Raw genomic sequence first — 25,935 nt, 5'->3', positions numbered from 1 at the left:
ATAATAAATTCCGGCATCTATAGGAACGGTGTCCAATCCTCGAAAGTCCTTTAGATGCTGAATCATCTTTATGGGGAAATGGTTGCATATGAAAGTAATAGTTAATTCTTGTGGTGGAATCTCGCAGATTTTGTCGGTGTCGGACTGATAAAAACAGCAATATCCATACACTTTGTAAAAATCGTTAATTGTTAAATTGTCATCCGGACTTTTGTATTCAATGATATTGTATCTTTTAAAAATCCTGCCGATATTCTTGTGAATCACTTCATTTTCAGCTACTTTGATAATCAACTCATCCATCTGCATGGGCTTTTTCGATAATAAATGTTCCGGCTCAAAGGTGAGTTTTTCAGCTTCGGCTTCAAATTCAATCTGGATTGATGCCTGAAAAGCCGGATGCCATTGAATCGTATCTTTTGTATCTTTCTTCAATTAAAGTCTCCTTTCATTATAAAGTTTTCAGTTACTTAATGCAATGACAAAGAGACAACAAAAAATATCACAGAAGTGAAAAACAACATAGAAATCCTCGATTATCAACTTGTCAAAAGCATTTCTTTTCATATCGGATTATGTTTCGGAATACGAAACCCGAGATGAGAGCCTTGCGGCTTAGAAAATTCAGCGATGTGATATTTTGTGAGCGTAAGGAGTGGATAGGAATTGAAGAAAGGAGTTCAGCATGAGAAGAAAAAAAGATAAAAGCAATGGCATTACTGCTTTGTATGAAAGACTGTCTCGTGATGATGATAATGCTGGAGAGAGTAACAGTATAGTTCATCAAAAGCAAATGCTTGAAGATTATGCTATGAAACATGGTTTTACGAATCTTGTTCATTTTACCGATGATGGTTGGAGTGGAGCGACCTTTGACAGACCTTCATGGAACAGACTTGTTGAAGGTGTTAAAAACGGAGAAATCACTGCCTGTATCTGCAAAGATATGTCCAGAATCGGCAGAGACCATTTGCAAGTAGGTTTTTTCACTGACATTCTGTTTAGAGAAAAGGAAGTTCGATTTATAGCAATCAATAATGGTATTGACAGTGACCGTCAAGAAACCAGTGAGTTTGCCCCTTTTCTGAATATTATGAATGAGTGGTTTGTCAGGGACACAAGTAAGAAAATTAAAGCTGTACTGAAATCCAGAGGTTCTTCCGGCAACGCTCATACAAGTAATATCCCACCATACGGCTATTTGAAAGACCCCGAAAACCCCGACCATTGGATTATTGATGAAGAAGCTGCTGAAGTAGTCCGCAGAATTTATCGCATGACTATTGAGGGAAAAGGACCTTATCAGATAGCAAGAGAACTTTCAGAAGAAAAAATAGAAAGACCATCTTATTATCTTGGCAAAAAGGGACTTGGAAATCATGCAAGCAACTATGACAAAGAAAATCCGTATATGTGGCGAGGAAATCAGGTTACTACTCTGATTTCCCGACCAGAGTATATCGGAAAGACTGTCAACTTCAGGACATTCAAAAATTCCTATAAGGACAAAAAGACGAAAAGGGCAGATAAGGAAGATTGGGTGGTTTTTGATGATACACAAGAGCCTATTGTCGATGAAGAAACATGGCTGCTTGCTCAAAAGTTAAGACAGAATGTAAGAAAAGCAGATCCTATGGGCGAGCCTAATGTTCTAACCGGAAAGATTTACTGTGCTGACTGTGGTGCGCCGATGTATAATCACAGACAACGAAAAGGGCGTGAAAGAATATACTATACTACCAAAGGCGAAAAGCGGATAAGCCATTCAAATCCGGCAGATTGTTATGAATGTTCCACATATAATCTTGCTTATCAGAAGTATGGCCGACATTGTACTTGCCACCATATTTCAACAAAAGCACTTAAAAGCATCATTCTGAAAACCATACAGGAGACTTGCCATTATGTTTCTTTGAATGAGCGGGAGTTTGTTTATTCTCTGCAAGAAGAATCGGCGATGAAAGATATTGCTGTTTCTGAAACTGTAAAAAACCGCATTGAAAGAAATCAGAAGCGAGTTCACGAACTGGATATGCTTATCAGGAAAATCTATGAAGATAATGTGATTGGAAGATTGCCGGACAGACTTTTTCAGAGTATGCTTACTGATTATGAAAATGAGCAGAACGAGCTGAACAAGATTATTGAGACTGACACCGCTGATATGCAACGGATTATAGGCGGTCAAAATAATATGGAGCGTTTTCTAAAGCTGGTTAAAAAGTATGAGAACATTACAGAACTTACTCCTGCCATGATAAATGAATTTATCGACAAAATACTGGTTCACGAGCCACAAGGAAAAGGTGCAGACCGCACCACAGAGGTGGAGATATATCTTAACTATGTCGGGCAATTTCAAGTACCTGTGGAGCAGCATGAACCAACCGAGGAAGAAAGGATTGCTGCTGAAAAAGAGGCGGAACGACTTCGCAGAAAACGAGAATCCAATCGTAAGTATATGAAAAAGATTCGTGAGAAATCAAAAGAATTTGCGGAGCATGAGCGTATACCAGAAGAAAAAAGCTCTGATAGCAATGTGTGTTTTGAACAGAACGCCACAAGCAAATCAAATCGGCAAAAAGTGAAAGGAGAAAAAATAGCATGACAGAATTGAAACCACGAATCCATGATGAAAGCAATGGTCTGGACTATGTTCTTGTGGGCGATTACTATGTGCCGGACTTGAAGCTGCCGGAGGAACACCGCCCTATCGGTATGTGGGGCAGACTGCACAGGACATATTTGGAGCAGTACCGCCCTGCAAGGTTATCTGCCCTCTGTTTATCCGGCGAACTGCATACTTACCTTGCTGACCTGAACGAACAGGCAGCGGAAAGGTGCAGCCTTATCATTGAGCAGATGAAACAAGCCGAGGGTGTGACCGAAACCATGAAAGCAGACAATCAGATGTTGTGGGTACAGTCCATGAACTCTATCCGTAACCGAGCCGAAGAAATCATCAGACAGGAAATGATTTACTGCTGATTTTATCAAGTCCAAAACCAACAATTTTATATCGTCAACGAAGCGACAGGTATTTCCTTATGAAGTGTCTGTCGCTTTTCATTTATCAAACTTTAAGGAGGAAAACACAATGAAGATGAACCGGAATGAAATGGAAGCCCTTTATGCCTTTGGCTGTCCGAACCTGAAAGCAACTGTCGAGCGTTTGCGTATGGTGGCTGCCCTTGCACCCGATCCGGCGGCGAAGAAGCTGTTTTATATGCTTTCCGTCAAGCTGAGTGCTGAGGGTGTTGAAAGGTGGTATCGTTGCTTTTACCGCAGGCTGAGGGTGTTGAAAAACCGTAGGGAGGGCTGCTATGACGAGACTGACGAAGATTGAGAAAGAAACAATCGTTCTCTTTAATGAGGGCGAGGACAAGGCAAATATCTACACCCACAACGCCGGATTGAAAAAGAGGTTGGCTGCTTTTGCTAAGAAGTACCCTGACCTTTGCCGACTGGAAAAATCCAATGTTCAAGGCGGTGTTTCTTATGTGCTGGCAAAGTCCCGTCTGTCTATCCGCTTCCTGCCGCCTTACAGCGAGGAACGCAGACAGAAAGCCAGTGAATATGCGAAAAAGCATGGGCTGAACAGCCAGCAGGGATACTGTGATAATCAGGGCTGATATGCGGTTAAAATGTCAGGTGCAAACCTGATGTTTTGACCGTTGCCTATCGCCTGTGAGGAAAGTATCGGAGACTATAAATTTTACGGAAATGTGCGTTACAAGGTTTGAACAGGAACTCTGTACACAAAATTTTTTCTTCTATTCTTTAGGCTGATGAAGTATAATAGACAAAAGATAATTTTAGAAGTGAGCTTTTCGGGAGGCAGTATATATGGAAAAAAGTAAGGTAGAATTTGTATATAAAAATATTTCTTCATTAAACAAGATAAGTATAGTGAATAAAAAAATATTTCGTATTTTGCCATATATTTGTGTGCCATCACTTGCTATAGGGGGGATTGCGGTTTTCCTAAAAGAAATGTTGCCTATAAAAGGAGTGTTGCCTAATTATATTAGACTTGTTTGCTTAGTCATATTTTTCTTAACCTTTTTGATGTGGTTGGTGTCTTTCTTTTTTGAATACATTTTCCTGTTTTTATGGAAATGCCCTGTATGTAAAGGAAAATTTCCATGGTATAAGACTACTTTGGGATATTTAGGAGAAGAAGGAGGTAGTCTTGTAAATAAAGAAGTTAAAGATATTTGTGACCGCAAGAATAAGAAAATATCTTTAATTCAATATGAAAATAGCAATTTAATCATTCCCAAAAAGTGTCCGCATTGTGGTGAAGTTATATGGAAAAAATAATTTTTGTAGATTACCTGTAATCTGCCACAACTGAATATGACCGTTAAGGTCAGATGAAGAAACTGATGTATTGAGCGTAAAGCGATCATGCGTCGGTTTTTCTTATTTCATGTGCTGACAGAATTCCGACTGTATATCACCCGTGAGGAAAGTATCGGGGACTATGGATTTTGCAGAAATGTGCGTTACAAGGCTTGAACAGGAACTCTGCACACAAAATTTTTTCTTCCATTCTTTAAGTTGATGAAGTATAATAAAATATGAAAAATTGAGGTTTTTAATGCTCGATTTCAAACAATCATTTTTATATATCTGGAACTATGGAGGGCAAAATGAATGATTTTTTACGAATGTGTTTTAATATAATTACACAAATAGGTCCCTATTTAGTTGTACTTCTTCTTTTGAAATATCTTGTAAATCTTCAACAAAAGAGAGCTAAAGAACGAGAGGAAGAACAGAAAAAGGGAATAATTAGGACGCATTATATAATAAAAACCGAAAAAGTACTTACTATGTTTTTTGTATTGGCGGTGTTTCTTTTTGGGGGAGCTACGGTAGCCAGTGCTATTCAACAAGATGATTTATTGCCACCAATTGGTTTTAGTATTTTCTTTATTGTTTCTTTAATCGGCTCATTGAACATGATTATGTGGAAACTGGAAGTGAACGGAGATGAAATCACATGGCGTTCAACTTTTGGAAGAAAGAGAACTTTTCGCTTTGAAGATATTACATATTGCGAGATGAAGGGAAATTCTATTCGTGTATATGTCAATGGCAAAAAATTATTCACTATTGACAGCGGTGTTGATGATAGTGAATTTATGGAGGATATAGAGAGAAGAAGAATCCCTGTAAAATCTTACTGGGCAAATCAGCATAAGAAAAATCGTAAATGACATAGATTTTATAACAGTACGATGTTAAACAACTGAATATGACCATCAAGGTCAGATGAAGAAACCGATGTATTGAGCATAAAGCGATCATGCGTCGGTTTTTCTTACATGAGCTGACAGAATTCCGACTGTATATCACCCGTGAGGAAAGTATCGGTGACTATGGATTTTGCATAAATGCGCGTTACGGGTAAGTAAAAAACTACTTGATAGAGTGTGAATTGAATTGTTCATGTCGGTATGATATAATTTACTGAAATGAAGCAAGAAGGTGGACTTTTGTATGAAAAAATTTTTGAAAATATTGCTAATCATTATAGGAATAGTTTTTTTAATTTTTGCAGCGCTGATATGTATTGGACTGTTTGTTGATTATGATGACCATATTGAAAATGGTCGTTATACTTATGTTCCGGAAGAAGAAAACAAAGGAAATGAGTATATTGAGTTTAAGTTGACAGATAATGGCAAAGACGATTCTAAACTTACATATTATAACTCTATCGAAGAAGCTATTTTGAATTCCCCCTTAAAAGCAGAACATGAAAATTTATCAGCTCCAGAAGATTTTCTTAATCATGTTGATGAAATATTGCATATATGGAATGGCAAACAGTATGATACGGTTTTCTATCGGGCAGGAAGTGATAACGATCCCGTTCAAGGTTTTGTGATTGTAAGCTGCAAAAAAAAGATAGAAAATGAAAGTACACAATATGCGTTTGTAAATGCTACACCAGCTACCACTACACCAGATACCACTTACGGGGGAGACTTCAAAAAATTTATCCATTTATCTTTAACAATAAGTGATATTCAACAAGACTTAAATCCAAATTATCCGGATACCAGATTCGTTTTTGGCTATGCACATGATAAAGAAATTTACTCATTAGAAGTAGAAGGTCAAAAGCCAGATGGGATTATAGAATATGAAGAATATGGTAGAACGATGTATATGTGGTATTATAACGATTTGAAAAGCAATAAAAGAGGCGATTGTCTGAGCTACTCAGTAGATGTGCCAGAGTAATTTTTCAAATTGGCTAATCTGCCACAACTGAATATGACCGTCAAGGTCAGATGAAGAAACTGTTTTATATGCTTTCCGTCAAGCTGAGTGCTGAGGGTGTTGAAAGGTGGTATCGCTGCTTTTACTGCAAGCTGCGTGTGTTGAAAAACCATAGGGAGGGCTGCTATGACGAGACTGACGAAGATTGAGAAAGAAACAATCGTTCTCTTTAATGAGGGCGAGGACAAGGCAAATATCTACACCCACAACGCCGGATTGAAAAAGAGGTTGGCTGCTTTTGCTAAGAAGTACCCTGACCTTTGCCGACTGGAAAAATCCAATGTTCAAGGCGGTGTTTCTTATGAGCTGGCAAAGTCCCGTCTGTCTATCCGTTTCCTGCCGCCTTACAGTGAGGAACGCAGACAGAAAGCCAGTGAATATGCGAAAAAGCATGGGCTGAACAGCCAGCAGGGATAATGTGATAATCAGGGCTGATATGCGGTTAAAATGTCAGGTGCAGACCTGATGTTTTGACCGTTGCCTATCGCCTGTGAGGAAAGTATCGGGGACTATGGATTTTGCAGAATTGTGCGTTACAAGGCTTGAACAGGAACTCTGTACACAAAATTTTTTCTTCCATTCTTTAAGTTGATGAAGTATAATGAGATATGAAAAATTGAGGTTTTTAATACTCGATTTCAAACAATCATTTTTATATAGCTGGAACTATGGAGGGCAAAAAATGAATGGTTTTTTACGAATGTGTTTGAATATAATTACACAAATAGGTCCCTATTTAGTTGTACTTCTTCTTTTGACATATCTTGTAAATCTTCAACAAAAGAGAGCTAAAAAACGAGAGGAAGAACAGAAAAAGGGAATAATAAGGACGCATTATATAATAAAAACCGAAAAAGTACTTACTATGTTTTTTGTATTGGCGGTGTTTCTTTTTGGGGGAGCTACGGTAGCCAGTGCTATTCAACAAGATGATTTGTTTCCACCACTCGTTTTTAGCATTTTCTTTATTGTTTCTTTAATCGGCTCATTGAATATGATTATGTGGAAACTGGAAGTGAACGGAGATGAAATCACATGGCGTTCAACTTTTGGCAGAAAGAGAACTTTTCACTTTGAAGATATTACCTATTGCGAGAGAAAGAAAGGTTCTATGCGTGTATATGTAAATGGAGAAAAATTATTTACCATTGATAGTAATATTGACAAAGAAGAATTTATGGAGGACATAAAAAGAAGAAGAATCCCTGTAAAATCTTACTGGGCAAATCAGCATAAGAAAAATCGTAAATGACATAGATTTTATAACAGTACGATGTTAGACAACTGAATATGACCGTAAAGGAAGATGAAATATGAAAAAAGAGTTGAAACAAATATTGCTTATATGTTTATTTTTAATTATTGGTTGTGTACTTGGTTATTTTGTAGCACTTAATCAAATGAATCAGCTTAGTGACCCTGAGTACATTGCGTTTTGGACAAGTCAAAATATGTCTGTTCCTGAACCATTAGGATTTACAAGAAGTATTCTTTCTTTTGGATTGCTTTTTGCTGGAATACCAACAGGTTTGATTTTTTATAGTGGTTTAGTTAAGAAATGGCTAACTCCTATCGCACCTAAAATTATAATTGGATTTGTTACTTTCCCGATTTATACACTTGCTGGAGTAATCGGTTCAATTCCTTTTATCATCTATAAAGGAATTTTTCTATTCAAAAATAATAGATGTAAATGACAACGAGCTTTTCAAGAGTAGGGTGTTTATCAACTACTTTTTAAGGCAACCACGCAAGGACGATCAGCTACATAGTTGGTCGTTTTTGTTTATCCATTTGCAGATTATCCGTAATCTGCCACAACTGAATATGAACGTTAAGGTCAGATGAAGAAACCGATGTATTGAGCGTAAAGCGATCATGCGTCGGTTTTTCTTTTTGCAAAATAGTCCGGTGGACTGTTTTGTAAAACCGAAGGAACTGACGGAGCTTGGGACGGGGCGAAGTCAGTTTGTTCGGGCGGGAGTACAGAGGGTGCAACCCTTTGTGCATGGGTACAGGGAATGCAATACCCCTGTGCAGGTCAAGGGCGGCAGCCTTGCCCAGTTAAGTGGCGTCTCGCCACTTAATACTGGGTATTACTTGACGCAGAAAGCCGCAAGGAATCAGCTTCGCTGCCCTTCTCCCCTGTCGGGGAAATCAAAAAGAAAAGGAGGAATTCATGTGAAATTAACAAGGCACAATGGACGAGCCGGAAAGAATGGCGTTTATAATCCGAAGCACAATGACCGCAGTTTTGACATTGCCAACAGCGAACACATTGACGAAGAGCGAGCCAAACAAAATCTCTATTGGGACTGTTACAATGGCTTCCGCAATTTCAAAAATTCCGAAAAGGAAAATGAGCTGTCTGCCACTTTTGAAGATGTGGAACAGCTTTTTTATCGTCAGCGGTATCGTGATTTTGTAACCGGACAGAACGAAAGAAATGTGAAGAACCGACACCCTGAAAGAAATAAGGAAACCGGAGATTTACTCAAAAGCAAAAAGACCTGTCCAGAGGAAACGGTCTATCAGATTGGAACACTTGACAATCATGTTCCGCCGGAACTGCTCATTGAGATCGTCACAGAATTTATGGAAATCGTAAATGAGCGTTTCGGTTCTCATGTCCATATCTTGAATTGGGCGCTGCACTTGGATGAAAGCACCCCTCATATTCACGAGTGTCATGTGTTCGACTGTGAAAATCAATATGGGGAGATTGCCCCACAACAGGAAAAGGCTTTGGAAGCACTGGGGTTTGAACTGCCGGAACCGGAGAAGCCGGTCGGAAGAAAAAACAACCGCAAGATGACTTTCGATTCAGCTTGCCGAGTGCTGCTGTTTGATGTGGCGAAAAAGCACGGCTTACAACTGGAAGAAGAACCGGAATATGGTGGTCGTGCTTATCTGGAAAAACAGGACTACATTATTTTCAAGCAAAAGGAGCAACTGGCAGCACAGGAGCAAAAATTGGAAGAACTCACGATGAAGATTGAGGATGTGGAAGCTCTGGTGGATGAGGTTGCCGATATTGCCTATGACAAGGCGGTTGAGGTCGTTGCTGATACTGTGAAACTGGAAACGCACAAGGAGGATATTAAGCTGGTGGAGCAGTCTAAGGCATGGGTTCTCTCCCCTGAGCGTAAGGCTTCAAAGAAAGAAGTTGAGTATGCAGTGAAACGATTGGATGGAGTGATTGCCCGAATCACAAATGCTATGAAATCAACCATTCAGAAAATCCAAACTACGCTGATGAAACCGGAGGTCAAAAAAGCCGGAACGGAGCAAATCAAGAAGAAAGCCAAAAGTTCCATTATAGAGCAGTTGAGCCGCAAGAAGAAGGAAATGGCAGAGCGTGAAGTCAGCCGGACAATTCCGGCGAAAAGTAAAAAACAGGATATGGAACTTTAAGGCACTTGCTATTTTCGTTTTGAAAATGACAGGTGCTTTTTTTGTTTCAGGAAAGGAGTCACATGAATGTATTTGAAGTTGTAAAAGAAAATGTTACTGCCCGACAAGCCGCAGAAGCCTATGGCTTGAAAGTGGGTCGCACAGGTATGGCGTGCTGTCCGTTTCACTCGGATAAGTCCCCCAGTATGAAGCTGGATGAACGCTATTACTGTTTTGGCTGCGGAGTGACCGGAGACGCTGTTGATCTCACAGCGAAGCTATTCGGTATCGGGCTGAGGGAAGCTGCTGTCAAACTTGCTGAAGATTTTGGTCTTAACTATGACAGCCGACAAAAGCCGAGTATTCGCCCTCGTATTCGTGATCCGACACCGGAGCAGAAATATCAAAAAGAAGAAAATCATTGCTACAAGGTGCTGACAGATTATTTTCATCTTCTTAGAGAATGGGAAAAGAAATACGCTCCTAAACAGCCGGATGAGGAATGGAATCCCCTGTTTGCAGAAGCACTGCATAAGAAGAACTATATCGAATATCTGCTTGATATTCTTCTGTATGGTTCATTGGAGGAACGAAAAGCACTTGTGGCAGAACAGAGAAAGGAGGTGTTGAAACTTGAACAACGAATTGCAGAACTGTCAGCAGACAGAACCATGTACAGTAGAAGAAATCCGAAACAGCTTAGAGCAGAGCGAGAAAGGTAAGGTTTATAATACTGCCGCAAATTATAAGCGTGTTCTGCAATATGATCCACTTTTGAAAGGGGCTATCCGAAAAAATCTTCTGACCGAAAGAATCGATATTGTGAAGCCCCTCGGCTGGTATCGTGATAGCCCGACATTGACGGATGTGGATGTGAAATATCTGCTCCTATATTTTGAAGAAAACTATGGATTGACCGTAGAGAAGAAAATCATAGACGCAGTTGCGGTTATTGCCAACGAAAACCGTTACCACCCTGTCTGTGATTTTCTTAATGCCCTGCAATGGGACGGAACAGAACGCATACGCTTCTGTCTGCACCGCTTTCTCGGTTCTGATACAGATGATTACACCTATGAAGCATTGAAGTTGTTTCTGCTGGGTGCTATCTCACGAGCTTTTAAGCCGGGGTGCAAATTTGAGGTTATGCTCTGTCTTGTGGGCGGTCAGGGAGCCGGAAAGTCCTCTTTCTTCCGTTTGCTTGCGGTCAATGATGACTGGTTCTCTGATGACTTGAAAAAGCTGGATGATGAAAATGTGTACCGCAAAATGCAGGGGCATTGGATTATTGAAATGTCGGAAATGATTGCAACCACCAACGCTAAGAGCATTGAAGAAATCAAGTCCTTTCTGAGCCGCCAAAAGGAAACCTATAAGATACCCTATGAAACACATCCGGCAGACAGAAAAAGACAATGTGTGTTTGGAGGTTCTTCTAATACCCTTGACTTTCTTCCCCTTGACCGAACAGGCAACCGCCGCTTCGTTCCGGTTATGGTCTATCCTGAAAGGGCTGAGGTTCATATTTTGGCAGATGAACAGGCTTCCAGAGAGTATATCAATCAGATGTGGGCAGAAGCTATGGAGATTTACAGAAGTGGCAATTTCCGTCTGAGATTCAGTCCGGCTATGAACGCTTATCTGAAAGCCCACCAAAAGGACTTTATGCCGGAGGACACAAAGACAGGACAGATTTTAGACTATTTGGAACGCTATTCCGGCAGCATAGTCTGCTCTAAGCAGCTTTACAAGGAAGCACTGGGGCATGATTATGACGAACCGAAACAATGGGAGCTGCGAGAGATCAACGACATTATGAATAACGCTGTCACAGGCTGGAGGGCGTTCAGCAATCCGAGGTATTTTCCAGAGCCTTACCGCCGACAAAAGGGCTGGGAGCGTATCAGGAATGACAACGAGCCTGACAACAGCATGGATGGTTTTCAAGAAATCCCGACAGAGGAAATGGAACAGTTAGGACTTCCGGAAGAATGGTTGAAGCAAAAATAAAAGCCCGTTGTCGCTTCGGTTGTCGAGCCGGTTGTCGGTCTGGTTGTCGGGCAAAAATCCCGAAAGCCTTGATATTGCGGCACTTTTCCCTCTCTGACAACCATGACAACCAATATTATAAAGAAAAAGGAAATAGTAAAAAGATAGTATCGCCCGATAAAGAAAAAAGGTTTTCTGATGTCCGTTGTCGGAACTTCGTTGTCAGACCTTTCCTTGTCGGGCTTTTTCATTCAAGGAGGAATATCGTATGACAAATATTGTGAACAGTACACTACCCACCCCAAAATAACCATTCGGAGAAAAACAAACCGGATGGAGTTTTTGTGATTAAGCAAGGCAAAACAAATTATAAAGTCAAAGTGTTTTTTGACCATAGTAGCGGTTTGACTGCTGAGGACAGGTTGAAACGCATTATTCAGGCAGAAGCAGAGAGAGAATCTGCGTAAGTAATACGAAAAATATCCACGCACCCCCTTGACAAAAGCTTTCAGAAAAGAAGCTCTCTGAAGATGTAGGAATACCATAGCATGAAATTTGTGTTGTGTAAAGGGTAAGTTGCTATTTAGTTCACTGGGCAGCAATACGTTCCTTACAAAAAATTGATATAAGAATTCTTGCTCAGATTCCATGAGCGGGTGACACATAAGAGCGTAAATTTATGCTCTAAGTGTCTCCAACGCTCACTCCATATTCGCTCGAATTTCTTATATCAATTTTTTTGTAAGTAATGTATTGGCTCAAGTTGTGAAGCAAATAGAACTCAAAGGATACGTGGGAAGTATTCTCAGACCCCAGAAAAGTAAATCCATCATTGCTCCACCTATTTCGATCACAGTACACCACAAAGCAAGAAAAAGACTATGCAATCCAGCGAATTGGAGTCGGGCTTGCCCGACGAAGCTGAGCAGGAATGCATAGTCTTTTTCTTGCTTGGGGTTGTCGTGAACTAAATAGCAACTTAATGAACTAAATAGCAAGCAAATTCTTAATTGCCTCCATATAAATCAGCACAGTTTCCTCCATCTCAGAAACAAGAATAAATTCATCCGCACCATGAATACGATAATCCATACCAACCTTCTCCGGTCCAAATGCAATTATATTTTTCAATGATTTCGCATAAGTTCCACCGCCGATTACCATTGGCTCATTCTCTGTATCTCCAGTCACATCTACATATGCTTTATATAAAGCATTTACAAGTGGTGATTCTCTTGGATAGAATAATGGATCTCCGATTTCTAATATCTCAATGCGGCCATTCTCATCTTCTAATTTGTCTTCGCACATTTTACGGACATCTTCTGCTTTCAATGTCACCGGTACTCGGATATCAATTGTGCATGAAATAACACCATCTTCTGTCTTAACTATTCCATTACAAAATGTCAGATCACCATATTGATCCGCAATTTTCAGTCCTACACCTGCGCCATCACATGCAGTACCGATATGTGTATTATAGAATTTTACAAAATCATCTTCAAAACCTGCTTTTTCAAGACACTCACATGTCACGCCTGCTGCATTTACACCAAGAGTTGGGGTACTTGCATGTGCCGGTACTCCTTTTGCATAAATGCTGATTTCTCCATTTTCTTCTGTCAATTTATATTCCTGGAGTTTTGTTTCAGCAAATGTTTTCTCAAGTTTTTCTTTCAGACCGGCTTCACTTGGAATCACTGTTGTACATGTATCACATACAGCATTTGAAACAAATCCACCATTCATGGAAATGATTTTTGTATTTTTTGAATATGCCATCATAGCCATATGTCCTTTTTCACCATGGATACATGGATAGCTTGCGTCCGGAGTAAATCCGCAGGATAATTCTTCTGCCACCTCATTATAGTGTTCCATACATTTTGATCCTGTCTCCTCATTACATCCCATAATGAGACGGACGCGTTTATTCATTTTAATTCCAGAATCACGCAACAATTTCATTGCATAAAGTGCCTCTATAACCGGACCTTTGTCATCTGTTGTTCCACGTCCATATACATAATCTCCATCTCTTGTAAGCTTAAATGGATCATAAGTCCAGTCTCCACCTACCGGAACAATATCAAGATGTCCTGCGATTCCGATGATTTCCTCGCCCTCTCCCATCTCTGCATATCCACAATAATTGTCCAGATTTACTGTTTTAAATCCAAGCTCTTTTGCAATCCTAAGTCCTTCCTCCAGAGCTTTTGCTGGTCCCTCGCCAAATGGTTTCCCTTCCTTTGGTGTCCCCAGCTGAGAATCAATTGCTACCAATCTCCCCATATTCTCCAACATTTCTTCTGTCAATGCATGAATTTTTTCTTTCATTTCTCTATTCCTTTCTACTTGTATTTTCCCCTTTGAATTGCAAATATTTTTTATTATAACAAATATCCACATGCTTTACAATTTCCGGCAAAATTTTCAACACCGTGTCATATGATTTCATCACTTTTCTACTCATTTCCTATCTCGAAAATCATAATTCGTTCACGTTTATTGTTTTCTTCAAACAAATCCATACACTCAATCTCGTCAACAAATGTTAGTTCATCTACCGTCATCAGATACGCAATATACTCATCTGACGGATAGTAGAAGAATAACAACATTTGTCTTGGTTCTGCATAATATGATTGAACAATTCGAGCTATTACATTTCTTAATATTTCTATTGAAAATGGATTGAAGAAAAACATTCTGTCTTCTTGTTTTTCTAATGAATATGTTTCTGCTTTTTGAAGTAAAAATTCGGTTCTTGAACCGGAAACTGCAGTGTCTTGATTATTGCAGGCATCTTTGTAAATCCGTTCATCATATTCTATTCCGACACTTTTACATCTTGTCTGATAAGATAAGAAAAAATCAACCCTGCCCTTTCCGCAGCCATAATCAATCACGCAATTATTTTTCTTGATATACCCGCTGTTTGCCAGTCTCTCAAGTACACAATATGGCGTAGGCTCATACGGATAACAATATTGGTCTGCTTTTGTATCATCTCTGCCACTTGTTTTTATTTTTAACAACTTATCCCAATTATACTCATTTACATTCGACATTTTTATTTATTTCCTTTGTGTAAAATGAAAAGGCTTTTGTGTAAAGCAAAAAAAGACTTTACACTATCTACCTTTATCGTAAATATTATAGCATAGTGTAAAGTCTCTTTCTATTATCCGCGTGTACTATTTTTATCATTTTTATCACGCACACGCTCTCTGATATTCTTTTAATTTTTCTTTTGCTTCCTGATTCAAATATTTCGGCACTTGAATTTCCACTGTGACATACTGATCTCCATGCACGGATGCATTTTTCATGGAAACAATTCCTTTTCCTCTTAATCGAATCTTGCTTCCTGACTGTGTTCCTTCTTTGATTTTACACATGACGTCTCCATACAGCGTGTGAACTCTTGCTTCTCCTCCAAACACAGCTGTTGTGTATGGGATTTGTACTGTTGTATAGACATCTGCACCTTTTCGCTCATATCCAGGTTTATTCGCTACTGTTACTTTCAAAAACAAATCTCCGGCTTCACCGCCCTGAAATCCCGGCTGGCCTTTTCCACGAAGCCGTACACTTTTTCCGGTATCAATACCGGCCGGAATGTGTACTTTTAATGACTGACTGCTTCCGTCTGATGGATTTTGTAATGTAATTATCTTATCACAGCCAAATGCCGCCTCGTCAAATCCTACTGTTACATCTGCGTGGATATCGGAACCTTTTTGTGGTGCATTTTTATAATATTGCCCGCCAAAGCCCTGACTTCCACTATTTCCAAAGCCGCCAAAACCTTTGAAACCATCGGCACTTCCGCTTCTGAAACTGCCAAAACCTTTGCCACTTTCACCGCCATGGAACATATTTCCAAACATATCACCAAAAATATCCCCCATGTCACTGCTGTTGAAATGATATTCATGGTAAGCGCCATTCGCATCTTGGTATGCTCCGCTGTAAGAACCACCAAAACCCGAATTTCCTGCATTACCTTGATATGCACCATTTGGTGCACTTCCGTCAAATGCTGCATGACCGAACTGATCATACATTTTTTTCTTTTCTTCGTCACTTAATACATTGTATGCTTCTGTAACTTCTTTGAATTTCTGTTCTGCTTCTTTATTTCCCGCATTCGTATCAGGATGATATTTTTTTGCAAGCTTCCTATAAGCTTTCTTGATCTCTGAGGCACTTGCACTTCTACTAACCCCTAATACATCATAATAATCCCTCTTTGCCATTTATATCACCTCCTGATATTTTCTCAAAGCATTGCCTTAACAGCATCTATCAACTTATTTCAAATCAACAACACATAAAATTTTCCTCTTATTTAGAAAAAGCTCCCCAGGACTTCCCAGGGAGCTCTTTTTATCCTATCCCTCAATGGTTACAAAGTGGTTTGCTTCCACTTCTTTCTTCTCCTCTTTCTTCGGGATATCGAGTGTCAAAATACCATTCTCAAATTTTCCATGAATATCATTCTCTGTAACATCTTTACCTACATAGAATGTACGGCTTGTGCTTCCTGAATAACGTTCCTGTCTGAGGTATTTTCCTTTTTTCTCTTTCTCGTCTTTTTCAAGACCTTTCTCTGCGCTGATAGTCAAATAACCATCTTTCAATTCTACCTGAATCTGATCTTTCTTGAATCCCGGTAAATCTACTACCAATTCATATGCATCATCATGTTCTTTAATATCTGTTTTCATTACATGTGCTGCATGTTTTCCATACAACTTTTTCTCCACATCCGGGAGTGAAAAATTCATCCAGTTATCCCAATCGTTCCAATCATTTAAAAAGCTTTCTCCAAAAATACTAGGTCTTAACATAAGTCATCTCTCCTTTTTGAATCCATATATGTTAGCACTTTTGATTTGCAAAAGTGTTGAGTTCTTGAACTTTCGGATCTGAGGCTTTCTCTTTTATTTCCCTCCTCCTTTGTTCTATTTGTACTATAGCACCTATTATTAGCACTGTCAATAGATGAGTGCTAATTTTTTGTGAAGATTTTGTGAACGCTACGAACCATGCAGAATGGTGAAAAAAACGCCCTGCTAGTTTACTTGCAAAGGCGTCTATTTTTGCTATTTTATAGGGCGACAGCCCGACAGCGAGGGAAGTCTTTCCCGAGCTGTGCATGGCGTATGCCACTATTTCACAGGAATTTTTCACTTACTTTCGCACGGAGGTTTCTTGGTTTGACCACATTTTAACGACAAAATCTTGGAAAAATATATTCGTCTGATCTTGTATTATTTTATCTGTATCCATGCTGTCCTCCTACCTTATAATTTTCCAATTTGATTTTCGTTTTGTTCCGCTCTGTACCAATCTACCTTTTTCCTGTAAAGAAGCGAACATTCGAGAAACCGTTCTTTTTGATATACCCATTTCTTCCGCATAATACGCCTGTGTTGCAGACGGATTTTTCTCTATAATCTGCAACAACTTTTCAAGCTGCGTCTGTTCCTTATTAAACGGCACTTCATCACCATCAGTGCCATCATTGACGCCAATAGTGCCATTTTCAACGCCACTGGCGTTAATCATGGCGTTATTGTTATCAATCTGACCTCGATAAATATTGATACGCAAATCAACTTCGCCACCAATAAACTCCGGCTCCCGCAGTCCAGAAGCTTTTACTTTATCAATAATTCTCGGAATACCGCTTCCCCAATGCTCAATCAGGTTCATGTAAGCAAACGCATGCGCAAGAGCTTCATTTCTGATTTTAGAATAGCCTTCTTTCATACGCTCCATCGTTTGTCCCATTGGCAACTTTCCTGGGGAAGTAATCTCCAATCGATTGTCATATACAGCAACCTGTATGGTACCATGATCCAGATAACTACGATGTACCATAGCATTAATAATCAACTCACGAATGGCATCCGGTGGAATCTCATAAACGTCCTGGCGATAAATTCCCACAATAGTAGCACCCAAATGAATATTTCTCAGAACAAACTGAAATGCTTCGTCTATCTGCTCCCAAAGCGGACCGGTATATTCTCTACGGTCAACAAATACTGCTTTCGTTGTACCTTTGAACACACCACATTGCGTTGCAACATGAAGTCCTCCGTTGCCTGTCAAAATAGCAAACGCATTGGATGGATAATCCTTTCCATCACGCTCAATTAAAATTCCCCAGGAACGCAACTGCTGTCTTCCCACATCTTTAATCGATGCTTTCTGTTCCTCTGTACGAGCATTTCTGACAGCCTGCTCTTTCATAGCTTTGCAAAGGGCATCAATATCTTCATCTGTAACATTTAACCCAGTACATAAAGCCTGATCATAGTAACGGTTACTGCCCTCAAACAACAATTCTTTCATCATATACTCATCAGCGAGACGGGTAGTTCCGGCAACACGGACATATACACCGCCATCTCTGCCAAGAGTTTTAATATAATATGGGCGCTGTCTGCCCTCAGAAACCTCTACCACAATAACAGTCTTTCCATCAACCGTCTGTAAAGTGATATCCGGGATAATTGCCGGTTCACAGCTGTCTGATACGGCATTGGCAATGGCATCCATTATTTTATTCGCTTATTTGCGAATCTTTCTGTTTACATTCTGAGATTTTGATAGTAAAATGGAATTATCAAATAGAAAGCAGGAAATCTGATATGACGATTGGTGATAAAATAAAAAAAATCCGGACATTCCGGAATATGACACAGGCTGAACTCGGTGCTGCTCTTGGCTGGGGCGATAAAGGGGCAAACCGCCTTGCCCAATACGAAACCAACTACCGGGTTCCCCGTAAAGATCTGGTTGCAGAAATGGCTAAGATTCTGGATGTAAACCCACTGACACTACATGAGCCAACTACGATGAATGCTTCTGAACTGATGGAAATCCTGTTCTGGATTGACGAATTTAATCCCAGCATGATCAATCTCTTTCAATTGGAGACTTATCCAGACGAAAAAGTAAATTCCAGTGAGGATACCGCTATCCGCTACCATAATTCTGATAGCTGGCCTGCTCATCCACCTGTTGGCATGTGGTTTAATTATGGGATTCTCAATGATTTTCTAAAAGAATGGACACTTAGAAAAGAAGAACTGAAATCTGGTGCGATTAGCAGAGATGAATATTTTGAATGGAAAATCAACTGGCCGCAAACTTGTGATGATTGTGGAAAACGTGAACCGTCAAAGCAATGGCGATGCTCAAACGAATAGAATTTAGCGAAACTTAAATTTATTATATTTTTTCTCTTTAAGTAATGGAAAAGGCACTGAAAATCCAATATTTCTACGGTTTTCAGTGCCTTTTTTGCATTGTCCATTCAGAAAAATTAATTGCCCAAATAGAAATATATAAACAACCCTATAGGTTCTCTCTTGCCAGACATATTTCTTTCAGCGCCTCCCCAATATCTCCATCTACCCCGATCGACTTTCCGGCAATTTCTGAAGGAATATAGACTTCTCCTTTATTGAAGGTGATATAAACTGCTTCAGGTTCAGAAGCAGCAAGACTCATGAAAGGCTCTTTGATCATACGGTTTCGCCATCCCACGCCCAATTCCAGGATTGCTAGTCTTTTACCATGATATTTCTTAATAAAGTTCTGATAGTCTTGCATTTTCTTCTGGAACTGTTCGGTCTGAAAGAATGCATTGCTGTTTGCCATATTGACCGTAACTGGCCCTCCACAGCAGGAACAGCAGGGGACCAGTTCTGAGGGGATCTGTCCGTTTTTTTCAGCTTTCGCCATTTTGAGAATTTCATTCTGGTTTTCGTAAGGACCTGTTCCACATCCATTCTGGCACCGGGACTGGGTGAGACGGCCTTCCATCTCAAAGACCTTATCCCTGTCAAATCCTGCAGGCACGAAATGGTCCTCGCCATTGGAGGTCACAATAAAATAATCTTTGGAACCAACCAGACGATACAGATCCTCCATTACAGGACCGGGCTGTTCCAGATAACATTTCCGGCTGATCAGTCTGCTGAAAAATGCCCATTTAGATTCTTCTGTAGGATACTGAAAGAATAATCCCTGCAGTATGTTTCTGATCCCGTATCTGCTGCGGAAATCTCCGAAATCTTTCTGAAACCAGTGATCATCTGCAAAAATATTGTATCCTTCCGAAATAGAAAATCCGTTACTGGCGCCGATGAGAAGAGCGTCTGCTTCCTGGATAGCTTTATAAATATTTCTGAAGTTTTCTTCCATAATGTTATTTCTCCTTTTCCAACTGTGTCCGAAGTTCTTTTAATATATCTGCCAGATTGCCTTGCAGGTAAAGACTTCTCCCTTTTAAATGTTCCGGAGCAGAAAAGGCTTCCTGGTTCAGACAGACGTAAAACACCTGACTGTTACGGACCGTCATATCCCAGAAAGGCAGTCTGATCACCCCCGGTGTCCTCTCTCTAATCTTTTCCGGCAAGTACAGCCTTAAGAGCCAGATATGGCTGACCTATAGGCAGATGCCACATACTGTAAATATATTTTGTATAGTAGGCCCATTGCTGTTCCAGAGAAGAGTAACAGTAATAAAATCCGGCAAAAGGAGAAGTGAAATGGTAGTAGTCTTTGAATTCTCCCAGATGTGTTTCTAGTGCAGGAGCCCAGTGGTAATGGTTAAATCCCGCAGCACTGGATAGTCCGGAACCTGCGCCTACTACCACTGCATCAGCATCTGTGAGCAGCCGGACAAGGGATTCTATGTCCTTGTGACTATGCTTCTCCATGCTCCTTGTTTTCCTCTTTCTTTACCCTCACTGCCTCCTGTAGCACTAGGGCAATGTCTTCTTTGATAACCAGCCCCTTCTGTTCTATTTCTCCAGGAAGAAGGGCGTCCTTTGGATTAATGGTAATGTAAAACGCCTTAGGCAGGGAGTATGTGAGATTCCAGAAAGGTTCTTGGATAAACATAGGGGTCATTCGTCCTACGCCCAACTCCAGAAAAAGGATCTTCTTCTCTTTATTCTTTTCCAGAAATTCGTTGATCTTCCGGTATTCGTCTCTATACTTGGCACCTTCCAGGAATGTATATCCCCGTACCCAGGGCTCCATCTGGGCTCCGCATTTTGGACAGCGGGGGATCATTTTGACGGGGATACACAGATTCTCGTCAATAGCTGCATTCATGGCATAGACCATATCCTTGTTGTAATAAATCTGGTCATGACATCGGCGGCTGCACTGATAATAGCGGGAATCACCCTGGATGGCGCTTAATTTTTCTTCGGACACCACACGGGTAAACTGGAAGTCCTGATTGGTGGTCATAATATGATAGTTTTTACCCTCAAGGAGTTCCATGAGATCGTAGTAAGGCTGTCCTGTAGGACACTCATATTCCATATAGCCCATACGTGCAAGAAATGCCCAGTGAGCTTCCGGGGAAGGATAATGATAGTAAAATCCGTTAAAGGCTCCGGTAAATCCATATTTTTTATGGAAATCCCCCAGATATTTCTGAAATATCGCATCATTCTGATAGAAAAAATTATAGCCACAGGAAGCGGACATGCCGGCTGCTGCTCCTACCAGAATGGCTTCAGCAGAATTAAGTTTATCTAATAAGGTCCGGGCATTTTTTTGATATGCATTTTCAAAAACAATATTTTTCATTGGCTGCATGGTTAACTTTCCTTTCTTGTGTTGTTATTATTAAAATTACATCAAATTATACCATGTTAAAATATAAATTACAAGAAGAAAAAGAGCATCTGACCAGTGCCCAGATTGCAAAAAGTGTAAAAACAAATCCTGCCTATATCCGGCAGCTGATGGCCGCGCTGAAAAATGCAAGCCTTATCTCCAATATCCAAGGCCAGGCAAACGCCTGTCTTACCAAACCTGCGGATGAAATTACTATGCTGGATATATACCGGGCAGTGGAGGGAGAAAAGCCTTTGCTTCATCTTGATATTGATACCAACCCAGAGTGTGGAGTATACTGATAATAATAAAGAGACTGTAACATTCATGGAAAACTATGAGTTGTTTCAGTCTCTTGAGGCACCTCTTTTACAGCTCGACTAATTCAATCATTTTTTGCGCCGCCCTGTATTTTCCGATCCCCGTACTTCTTCATGATAGAAATAGTCCACGATTACAGGATGGCCTGGCTCTGCGCGGCCATAAGGCAGTTCGTTGTCTACAAAAGGACAGTCGTATTTTTGGGACATCTGTGCTGCCTGGTTTTCCAATGCCCGAAAATAACTTCGATCTCCTTTGCGATAGATTTCATCATACAGGGTAACAAGGTGGGGATAACATTTCTGAATATAATCCAGAATCTCCTGTTTGAAACCACCGCGGAGATTTAGATTTTCTAACCATACCAGGTCACACTGATCTTTCACACGTTCAAAAATCTTTTCAAAGTCTGTGATGCCCGGAAATACTGGGGAAATGAAACAAACCGTACGTATTCCGGCTTCGTATACCTGCTTCATTGCCTCAAGTCGTCGGCTGATACTAACAGCTTGATCCATGTCTGCCTGAAATTTTTCATCTAATGTGTTGATCGACCATGAGACAGTGACTTTTCCCATTTCTTTTAGTAATTCAATATCCCGGAGTACAAGATCCGATTTCGTACAGATAAGGATTTCTGCACCGCTATTTTTTAACTGTTCTAAAATCCTGCGGGTATTTCTTATCTCCTTTTCCTGGGGCAGATACCCATCTGTCACGGAACCAATCACTACCCGTTGGTCTTTATATTTTCTCGGGTTTTTAATTGCCGGCCAGTGTTTTATATCCAGAAATGTTCCCCACGATTCGGTATGCCCGGTGAACCGTTTCATAAAAGAGGCATAGCAGTATTTGCAGCCGTGGGTACATCCTACATAAGGATTGACAGAATATCCCCCTACCGGAAGACTGGATTTAGTCATGATATTTTTTGTTTCTACATCCCGGATCAGAATATCCTTTTCCATTATTTTTTTCATGCGTTCTGTTCCTCCAAAACCCGGATAAATGCCGAGGGCAGATCCTGGATCATTTGATTATCTCCCATAACGGGAAGTAGATCCTCTTTCATAAACACCGGTTTTGAATCATCTACAATCAGAACTTTTTGTCTTTTATTCATATTTTTTTACCTTTATCCTTGTTGATTTTATGATGTTCCAAATCATATCCGGTTGCATCATTTTAATGCCAGTTTCTAACATCTTGCTATTTTCTTCTATTCAGCCTTCCCCTCTGGGAAAATAATTTTAAACACAAAGAAAAAAATCACCATGGAAACTCCACCTGTAATAATTGTCACAAGCATGTTATAGACTGCCGGTGCCACATATGCAGATGCAACTGGCATCCACAGATTATTAAATCCATTACAAATCAGCGAAATTACCACCCATGCAACAAAATACCAGATTGCCTGATATACAGGATTTCCATGACTTTTAAAAGTAATATTTCTCTGAAGTGGAAAATTGATACACTGTGCAAGAAATGACCCCAATTCATAACTGATAAAATAGCCAAGTCCACCACCGATCAGTATATTCCCCGTTGCATCACGCAATACATTATACCCCAGCAAACTCCATGTAAATTTTACTCCAAACAGATTCATGGAAACCTTTGGCCACATAAATTCTGTACCAGCCAGACCAATTCCCAAAATCCCTGGTAAAAATGTAAATACAAGATACTGGAATACTGTCACGCCCATACTGAATATAACAAAATAGAATATCTGATAAAGCCATTTTGCAAAAGTAGAATGTTTCTCTTCAAAACATTTCCATATATTTTTTATATGATTCATCTGCACTTTCCTCCGGCTCCTTTTAATAATTTTTCATATTTCTTATTATTTCTTCTGTTTCTAAAATATCCGCCAACTACTTTTTTTACTCCAAGCATAAAGTGGCCATTCACAGCATCGACAATTCCATATACCATTTCCATACTGACTGCTCCGCCAGTCATCTTAGCAATCGCTCGAAATGGCATATTGTAAATAAAAAGAATATTCAGATCCGGCTTTCCCTGTGCCTCACTCTTCTTTTTCATTTTTGTGAGACATCTATATATCAGTCTTGCAAGTCGGCTTTTTGCATAATACATCTGACAAATTGCATCATTGACTTCCAGATTTCCACTCCATCTTCTGTTCGGTATCTCATGGCCAAGAAGTTCACGAAATTCTTCATCTGATATTTTCTGCACGATTCCTGTATAATAGTAAGGCATTTTTGCAGGATTATACGGATACCCATTACTATTTCCTGTTCTTTCAGTCATACCTGTTAAACGAATATCTGCAACACTGGCTCCTACCATAATCTGATAAGTTCCTGTTTCTATTTCCCACTGTCCCGTTTTTATATTCCAATAACGGAATGTCTTATCATCAAACGGAATCCTGAGCTGTCTGCTTTCTCCTGCCTTTAGATAAACTTTTGCAAAACCTTTCAGTTCTTTTTCCGGTCGGAACACGATTGCATTAGGAAGTCCTACATACATCTGAACAACCTCAGCTCCGTCTCTGTCACCTGTATTGGTAACCGAAACCTTGATTCCCTCTTCTTCTATAATAAGATCAGAATATGTAAATTCCGTATAGGAAAGTCCAAAACCAAATGGATATTGCACCCGTACTTTTGAAGTATCATAATAGCGATATCCTACATAAACACTCTCGCGGTATTCCGATGTTTTCTCATTACTTGGATAATATCGGAATGCCGGTGTCTGTTCATAAGATATTGGATATGTTTCTGCCAGTCTTCCTGATGGGTTCACCTTTCCGGTCAGAATATCCAATGTTGCAGAAGCGCCTGCCTGTCCATTCAGATAGCCATGTAAAATTGCTTTGCAGCAGGTGTGCCATGGCATTTCTATCGCTGATCCAGCACTCAGTATTCCAATAACATTTTCATTTACCTTACTAATATCCTGCAGAAGATCGATCTGATCCTGCGGAATACGCATATGGGTTCTGTCCAGTCCTTCTGATTCACTGATCTCATCAAGACCAAAGCAGAAAATTACAATATCCGCATTCATAGACAAATTTAATGCAAACTTTCTATCATTCTCATCTACATCTTCATTTCTATGATAGCCTCTTGTCATTCCCAAAATATTCAAATCATATTGTTGAAAAATCGATGCCATATCTTCTACTTTTGTTGGATTGACCATAGAAGATCCTGCTCCTTGATATCTAGGTGAAAAAGCAAAATCTCCAATAACAGCGATGGATTTTTTTGTATCCAACGGAAGAATCTGTTTTTCATTTTTCAGAAGAATCATGCTTTCTGCTGCTGCTTTTCTTGCCAGTTGATGATGTGCGTTTCTGTCAAAGTTTTTATCTGAAAGCTCCTTCCCTGATGTCAGTTCCATCACTGCATCCACCAGTTCTCCAACTCTTTCATCCAAATCCGCTTCCTTCAGCTTTCCATTTTGGACAGCAGCAATCACTTCTCTTGCAGAATCGTACCCACAGGACGGCATCTCCAGATTTGAGCCGGCAGCAACACCTTTCACATGGTCATTGCTTCCGCCCCAGTCTGTTACTACAATTCCATCAAATCCCCAGTCTTTGCGCAAGATATCTGTCAAAAGATGTTTGTCCTCATTAGCATAAGTCCCATTAATCTGGTTGTAACTGCTCATGATTGCTTTTGCGTGTCCTTCTTTAACAGCTATCTCAAAACCGGTCAGATATATTTCTCTTAATGTCCGTTCGTCAACAACTGCGTCCATTGCCATTCTCCGAAGTTCCTGACTGTTAACCGCCAGATGCTTCGGGCAGGCATAAACGCCTTTACTCTGTATTCCACGAATATATGACGCTGCCATCTTCCCGGAAAGATATGGATCTTCTGAAAAATATTCAAAATTTCTTCCACATAATGGACTTCTTTTAATATTCAATCCCGGACCAAGCAGTATATTTACATCCATACTTGCTGCTTCCTCTCCAAGAGCCTGTCCAATCTCTTCCCCCAGATTCTGATTCCAGCTGTTTGCAATCGTCGCTGCTGTGGGAAAACATGTCGCATTTAAGGATGCATTCAGTCCCAGATGATCTCCTGCTCCTGCCTGTTTTCTGATTCCATGCGGTCCATCTGAAAGAAAGATGGACGGGATGGAAAGCCTGTCAATTTCTCTGGTCTGCCAGACAGTTTTTCCACTGAGGATCGCTGCCTTTTCTTCTATTGTCATCTTTTCAACCAATTTTTGCTGTTTCATAACTGTTTTCCATCCCTCTTTCAT

General features: G+C 40.1%; 29 protein-coding genes and 2 pseudogenes. 17 read left to right on the top strand and 14 right to left on the bottom strand.

Annotated elements, in window-relative coordinates:
* Nucleotides 1-435, bottom strand: a pseudogene (locus D8Q48_RS11990) (3-isopropylmalate dehydrogenase); the annotation flags it as partial.
* 250 nt (nt 436-685) lie between these two features.
* Here D8Q48_RS11990 and D8Q48_RS11985 point away from each other — a divergent pair.
* The 15 genes and pseudogenes from D8Q48_RS11985 (at nt 686) to D8Q48_RS17575 (ending at nt 12,146) form a co-directional block, all read left to right on the top strand.
* Nucleotides 686-2,608 carry a recombinase family protein gene (locus D8Q48_RS11985; RefSeq protein WP_121056620.1) on the top strand — a complete coding sequence of 641 codons (1,923 nt, stop codon included), beginning with the start codon at nt 686-688 and terminating at the stop codon, nt 2,606-2,608.
* The gene (locus D8Q48_RS11980) at nt 2,605-2,988 is read left to right on the top strand and encodes a TnpV protein (protein ID WP_071143746.1); all 384 of its coding nucleotides are present in this window, start codon (nt 2,605-2,607) and stop codon (nt 2,986-2,988) included. Before D8Q48_RS11985 ends, D8Q48_RS11980 begins: the two co-directional genes overlap by 4 nt.
* 109 nt (nt 2,989-3,097) lie before the next feature.
* Nucleotides 3,098-3,346 carry a ferredoxin gene (locus D8Q48_RS11975; RefSeq protein ID WP_071143747.1) on the top strand — a complete coding sequence of 83 codons (249 nt, stop codon included), beginning with the start codon at nt 3,098-3,100 and terminating at the stop codon, nt 3,344-3,346.
* A complete protein-coding gene (locus tag D8Q48_RS11970) occupies nt 3,324-3,632 on the top strand; it encodes a molecular chaperone (RefSeq protein WP_071143748.1) in 309 nt (102 codons plus the stop codon). The genes D8Q48_RS11975 and D8Q48_RS11970 overlap by 23 nt, the downstream gene beginning before the upstream one ends.
* 214 nt (nt 3,633-3,846) lie before the next feature.
* On the top strand, nt 3,847-4,323 hold the full coding sequence (locus D8Q48_RS11965) for a hypothetical protein (protein WP_003023125.1): 477 nt from the start codon (nt 3,847-3,849) through the stop codon (nt 4,321-4,323).
* A gap of 332 nt (nt 4,324-4,655) precedes the next feature.
* Nucleotides 4,656-5,225, top strand: a complete 570-nt coding sequence (locus D8Q48_RS11960; RefSeq protein WP_235837120.1) for a DUF6560 family protein — start codon at nt 4,656-4,658, stop codon at nt 5,223-5,225.
* Nucleotides 5,226-5,508: 283 nt separating this feature from the next.
* Nucleotides 5,509-6,258: a hypothetical protein gene (locus tag D8Q48_RS11955; protein WP_121056618.1), complete on the top strand. Its 750-nt coding sequence runs from the start codon at nt 5,509-5,511 to the stop codon at nt 6,256-6,258.
* Nucleotides 6,259-6,311: 53 nt separating this feature from the next.
* Nucleotides 6,312-6,446 (top strand): annotated as a pseudogene (locus D8Q48_RS17910) (ferredoxin); the annotation flags it as partial.
* Entirely contained in the window at nt 6,424-6,714 is a 291-nt protein-coding gene (locus D8Q48_RS11945) for a hypothetical protein (RefSeq protein WP_005930793.1), read from the top strand. The pseudogene D8Q48_RS17910 and the gene D8Q48_RS11945, both read left to right, overlap by 23 nt.
* Nucleotides 6,715-6,979: 265 nt before the next feature.
* Nucleotides 6,980-7,549 (top strand): DUF6560 family protein, encoded by a 570-nt coding sequence (locus tag D8Q48_RS11940; RefSeq protein WP_121056616.1) that lies wholly within the window; start codon nt 6,980-6,982, stop codon nt 7,547-7,549.
* Between the two features lie 61 nt (nt 7,550-7,610).
* The gene (locus tag D8Q48_RS11935) at nt 7,611-7,994 is read left to right on the top strand and encodes a hypothetical protein (protein ID WP_003021642.1); all 384 of its coding nucleotides are present in this window, start codon (nt 7,611-7,613) and stop codon (nt 7,992-7,994) included.
* 181 nt (nt 7,995-8,175) lie between these two features.
* Nucleotides 8,176-9,711 (top strand): serine/arginine repetitive matrix protein 2, encoded by a 1,536-nt coding sequence (locus D8Q48_RS11930; protein ID WP_191855124.1) that lies wholly within the window; start codon nt 8,176-8,178, stop codon nt 9,709-9,711.
* A 62-nt stretch (nt 9,712-9,773) separates the two neighbouring features.
* Nucleotides 9,774-10,412, top strand: coding sequence for a CHC2 zinc finger domain-containing protein (locus D8Q48_RS11925; RefSeq protein ID WP_118689234.1), 639 nt, complete (start codon nt 9,774-9,776; stop codon nt 10,410-10,412).
* Nucleotides 10,324-11,700, top strand: coding sequence for a virulence-associated E family protein (locus tag D8Q48_RS11920; protein ID WP_121056614.1), 1,377 nt, complete (start codon nt 10,324-10,326; stop codon nt 11,698-11,700). Before D8Q48_RS11925 ends, D8Q48_RS11920 begins: the two co-directional genes overlap by 89 nt.
* A 323-nt stretch (nt 11,701-12,023) precedes the next feature.
* Nucleotides 12,024-12,146, top strand: coding sequence for a hypothetical protein (locus D8Q48_RS17575; RefSeq protein ID WP_006573535.1), 123 nt, complete (start codon nt 12,024-12,026; stop codon nt 12,144-12,146).
* A 520-nt stretch (nt 12,147-12,666) separates the two neighbouring features.
* Here the strand turns inward: D8Q48_RS17575 and D8Q48_RS11905 are convergent.
* The 5 genes from D8Q48_RS11905 to D8Q48_RS11880 form a co-directional block, all read right to left on the bottom strand.
* A complete protein-coding gene (locus tag D8Q48_RS11905; protein WP_118688910.1) occupies nt 12,667-14,019 on the bottom strand; it encodes a M20 family metallopeptidase in 1,353 nt (450 codons plus the stop codon).
* A gap of 128 nt (nt 14,020-14,147) precedes the next feature.
* Nucleotides 14,148-14,753, bottom strand: coding sequence for an SAM-dependent methyltransferase (locus D8Q48_RS11900; protein ID WP_121056613.1), 606 nt, complete (start codon nt 14,751-14,753; stop codon nt 14,148-14,150).
* 144 nt (nt 14,754-14,897) lie between these two features.
* Entirely contained in the window at nt 14,898-15,944 is a 1,047-nt protein-coding gene (locus tag D8Q48_RS11895) for a J domain-containing protein (protein ID WP_121056612.1), read from the bottom strand.
* A 135-nt stretch (nt 15,945-16,079) separates the two neighbouring features.
* Complete coding sequence (locus D8Q48_RS11890) at nt 16,080-16,538, bottom strand: Hsp20/alpha crystallin family protein (protein WP_117992055.1); 459 nt, start codon at nt 16,536-16,538, stop codon at nt 16,080-16,082.
* A gap of 451 nt (nt 16,539-16,989) precedes the next feature.
* Complete coding sequence (locus D8Q48_RS11880) at nt 16,990-18,258, bottom strand: ATP-binding protein (protein WP_243116291.1); 1,269 nt, start codon at nt 18,256-18,258, stop codon at nt 16,990-16,992.
* Between the two features lie 92 nt (nt 18,259-18,350).
* Between D8Q48_RS11880 and D8Q48_RS11875 the strand changes: the two genes are divergently transcribed.
* Nucleotides 18,351-18,911 carry a helix-turn-helix transcriptional regulator gene (locus D8Q48_RS11875; protein ID WP_121056609.1) on the top strand — a complete coding sequence of 187 codons (561 nt, stop codon included), beginning with the start codon at nt 18,351-18,353 and terminating at the stop codon, nt 18,909-18,911.
* A 148-nt stretch (nt 18,912-19,059) separates the two neighbouring features.
* Here the strand turns inward: D8Q48_RS11875 and D8Q48_RS11870 are convergent, their stop codons facing one another.
* From D8Q48_RS11870 to D8Q48_RS11860, 4 genes are read right to left on the bottom strand one after another with little or no spacing between them, the layout of a single operon-like run.
* A complete protein-coding gene (locus D8Q48_RS11870) occupies nt 19,060-19,911 on the bottom strand; it encodes an NAD-dependent protein deacetylase, SIR2 family (protein WP_117991442.1) in 852 nt (283 codons plus the stop codon).
* Nucleotides 19,912-19,915: 4 nt separating this feature from the next.
* Entirely contained in the window at nt 19,916-20,092 is a 177-nt protein-coding gene (locus D8Q48_RS17235) for a hypothetical protein (protein ID WP_172697005.1), read from the bottom strand.
* 16 nt (nt 20,093-20,108) lie between these two features.
* Nucleotides 20,109-20,429 (bottom strand): hypothetical protein, encoded by a 321-nt coding sequence (locus D8Q48_RS11865; protein WP_117991445.1) that lies wholly within the window; start codon nt 20,427-20,429, stop codon nt 20,109-20,111.
* Nucleotides 20,416-21,324 (bottom strand): NAD-dependent protein deacetylase, encoded by a 909-nt coding sequence (locus D8Q48_RS11860; protein WP_121056607.1) that lies wholly within the window; start codon nt 21,322-21,324, stop codon nt 20,416-20,418. The genes D8Q48_RS11865 and D8Q48_RS11860 overlap by 14 nt, the downstream gene beginning before the upstream one ends.
* Before the next feature lie 53 nt (nt 21,325-21,377).
* Between D8Q48_RS11860 and D8Q48_RS11855 the strand changes: the two genes are divergently transcribed.
* Nucleotides 21,378-21,647 (top strand): Rrf2 family transcriptional regulator, encoded by a 270-nt coding sequence (locus D8Q48_RS11855; RefSeq protein ID WP_117991564.1) that lies wholly within the window; start codon nt 21,378-21,380, stop codon nt 21,645-21,647.
* An 87-nt stretch (nt 21,648-21,734) separates the two neighbouring features.
* Here the strand turns inward: D8Q48_RS11855 and D8Q48_RS11850 are convergent, their stop codons facing one another.
* The 4 genes from D8Q48_RS11850 to D8Q48_RS11835 form a co-directional block, all read right to left on the bottom strand.
* Complete coding sequence (locus tag D8Q48_RS11850) at nt 21,735-22,646, bottom strand: radical SAM mobile pair protein B (RefSeq protein WP_117991449.1); 912 nt, start codon at nt 22,644-22,646, stop codon at nt 21,735-21,737.
* Complete coding sequence (locus D8Q48_RS11845) at nt 22,643-22,789, bottom strand: hypothetical protein (RefSeq protein WP_243116290.1); 147 nt, start codon at nt 22,787-22,789, stop codon at nt 22,643-22,645. Before D8Q48_RS11845 ends, D8Q48_RS11850 begins: the two co-directional genes overlap by 4 nt.
* Nucleotides 22,790-22,885: 96 nt before the next feature.
* Nucleotides 22,886-23,476, bottom strand: coding sequence for a hypothetical protein (locus tag D8Q48_RS11840; RefSeq protein WP_117991452.1), 591 nt, complete (start codon nt 23,474-23,476; stop codon nt 22,886-22,888).
* Entirely contained in the window at nt 23,473-25,935 is a 2,463-nt protein-coding gene (locus tag D8Q48_RS11835) for a glycoside hydrolase family 3 C-terminal domain-containing protein (protein ID WP_121056605.1), read from the bottom strand. Before D8Q48_RS11835 ends, D8Q48_RS11840 begins: the two co-directional genes overlap by 4 nt.

It is taken from the genome of Ruminococcus sp. B05 (assembly GCF_003628495.1).
In the GTDB taxonomy this organism is placed as follows: Bacteria; Bacillota; Clostridia; order Lachnospirales; family Lachnospiraceae; genus Schaedlerella; species Schaedlerella hominis.
The sequence above is the reverse complement of the archived record's forward strand: the minus strand, read 5'-3'. Positions and strand labels throughout refer to the sequence as shown.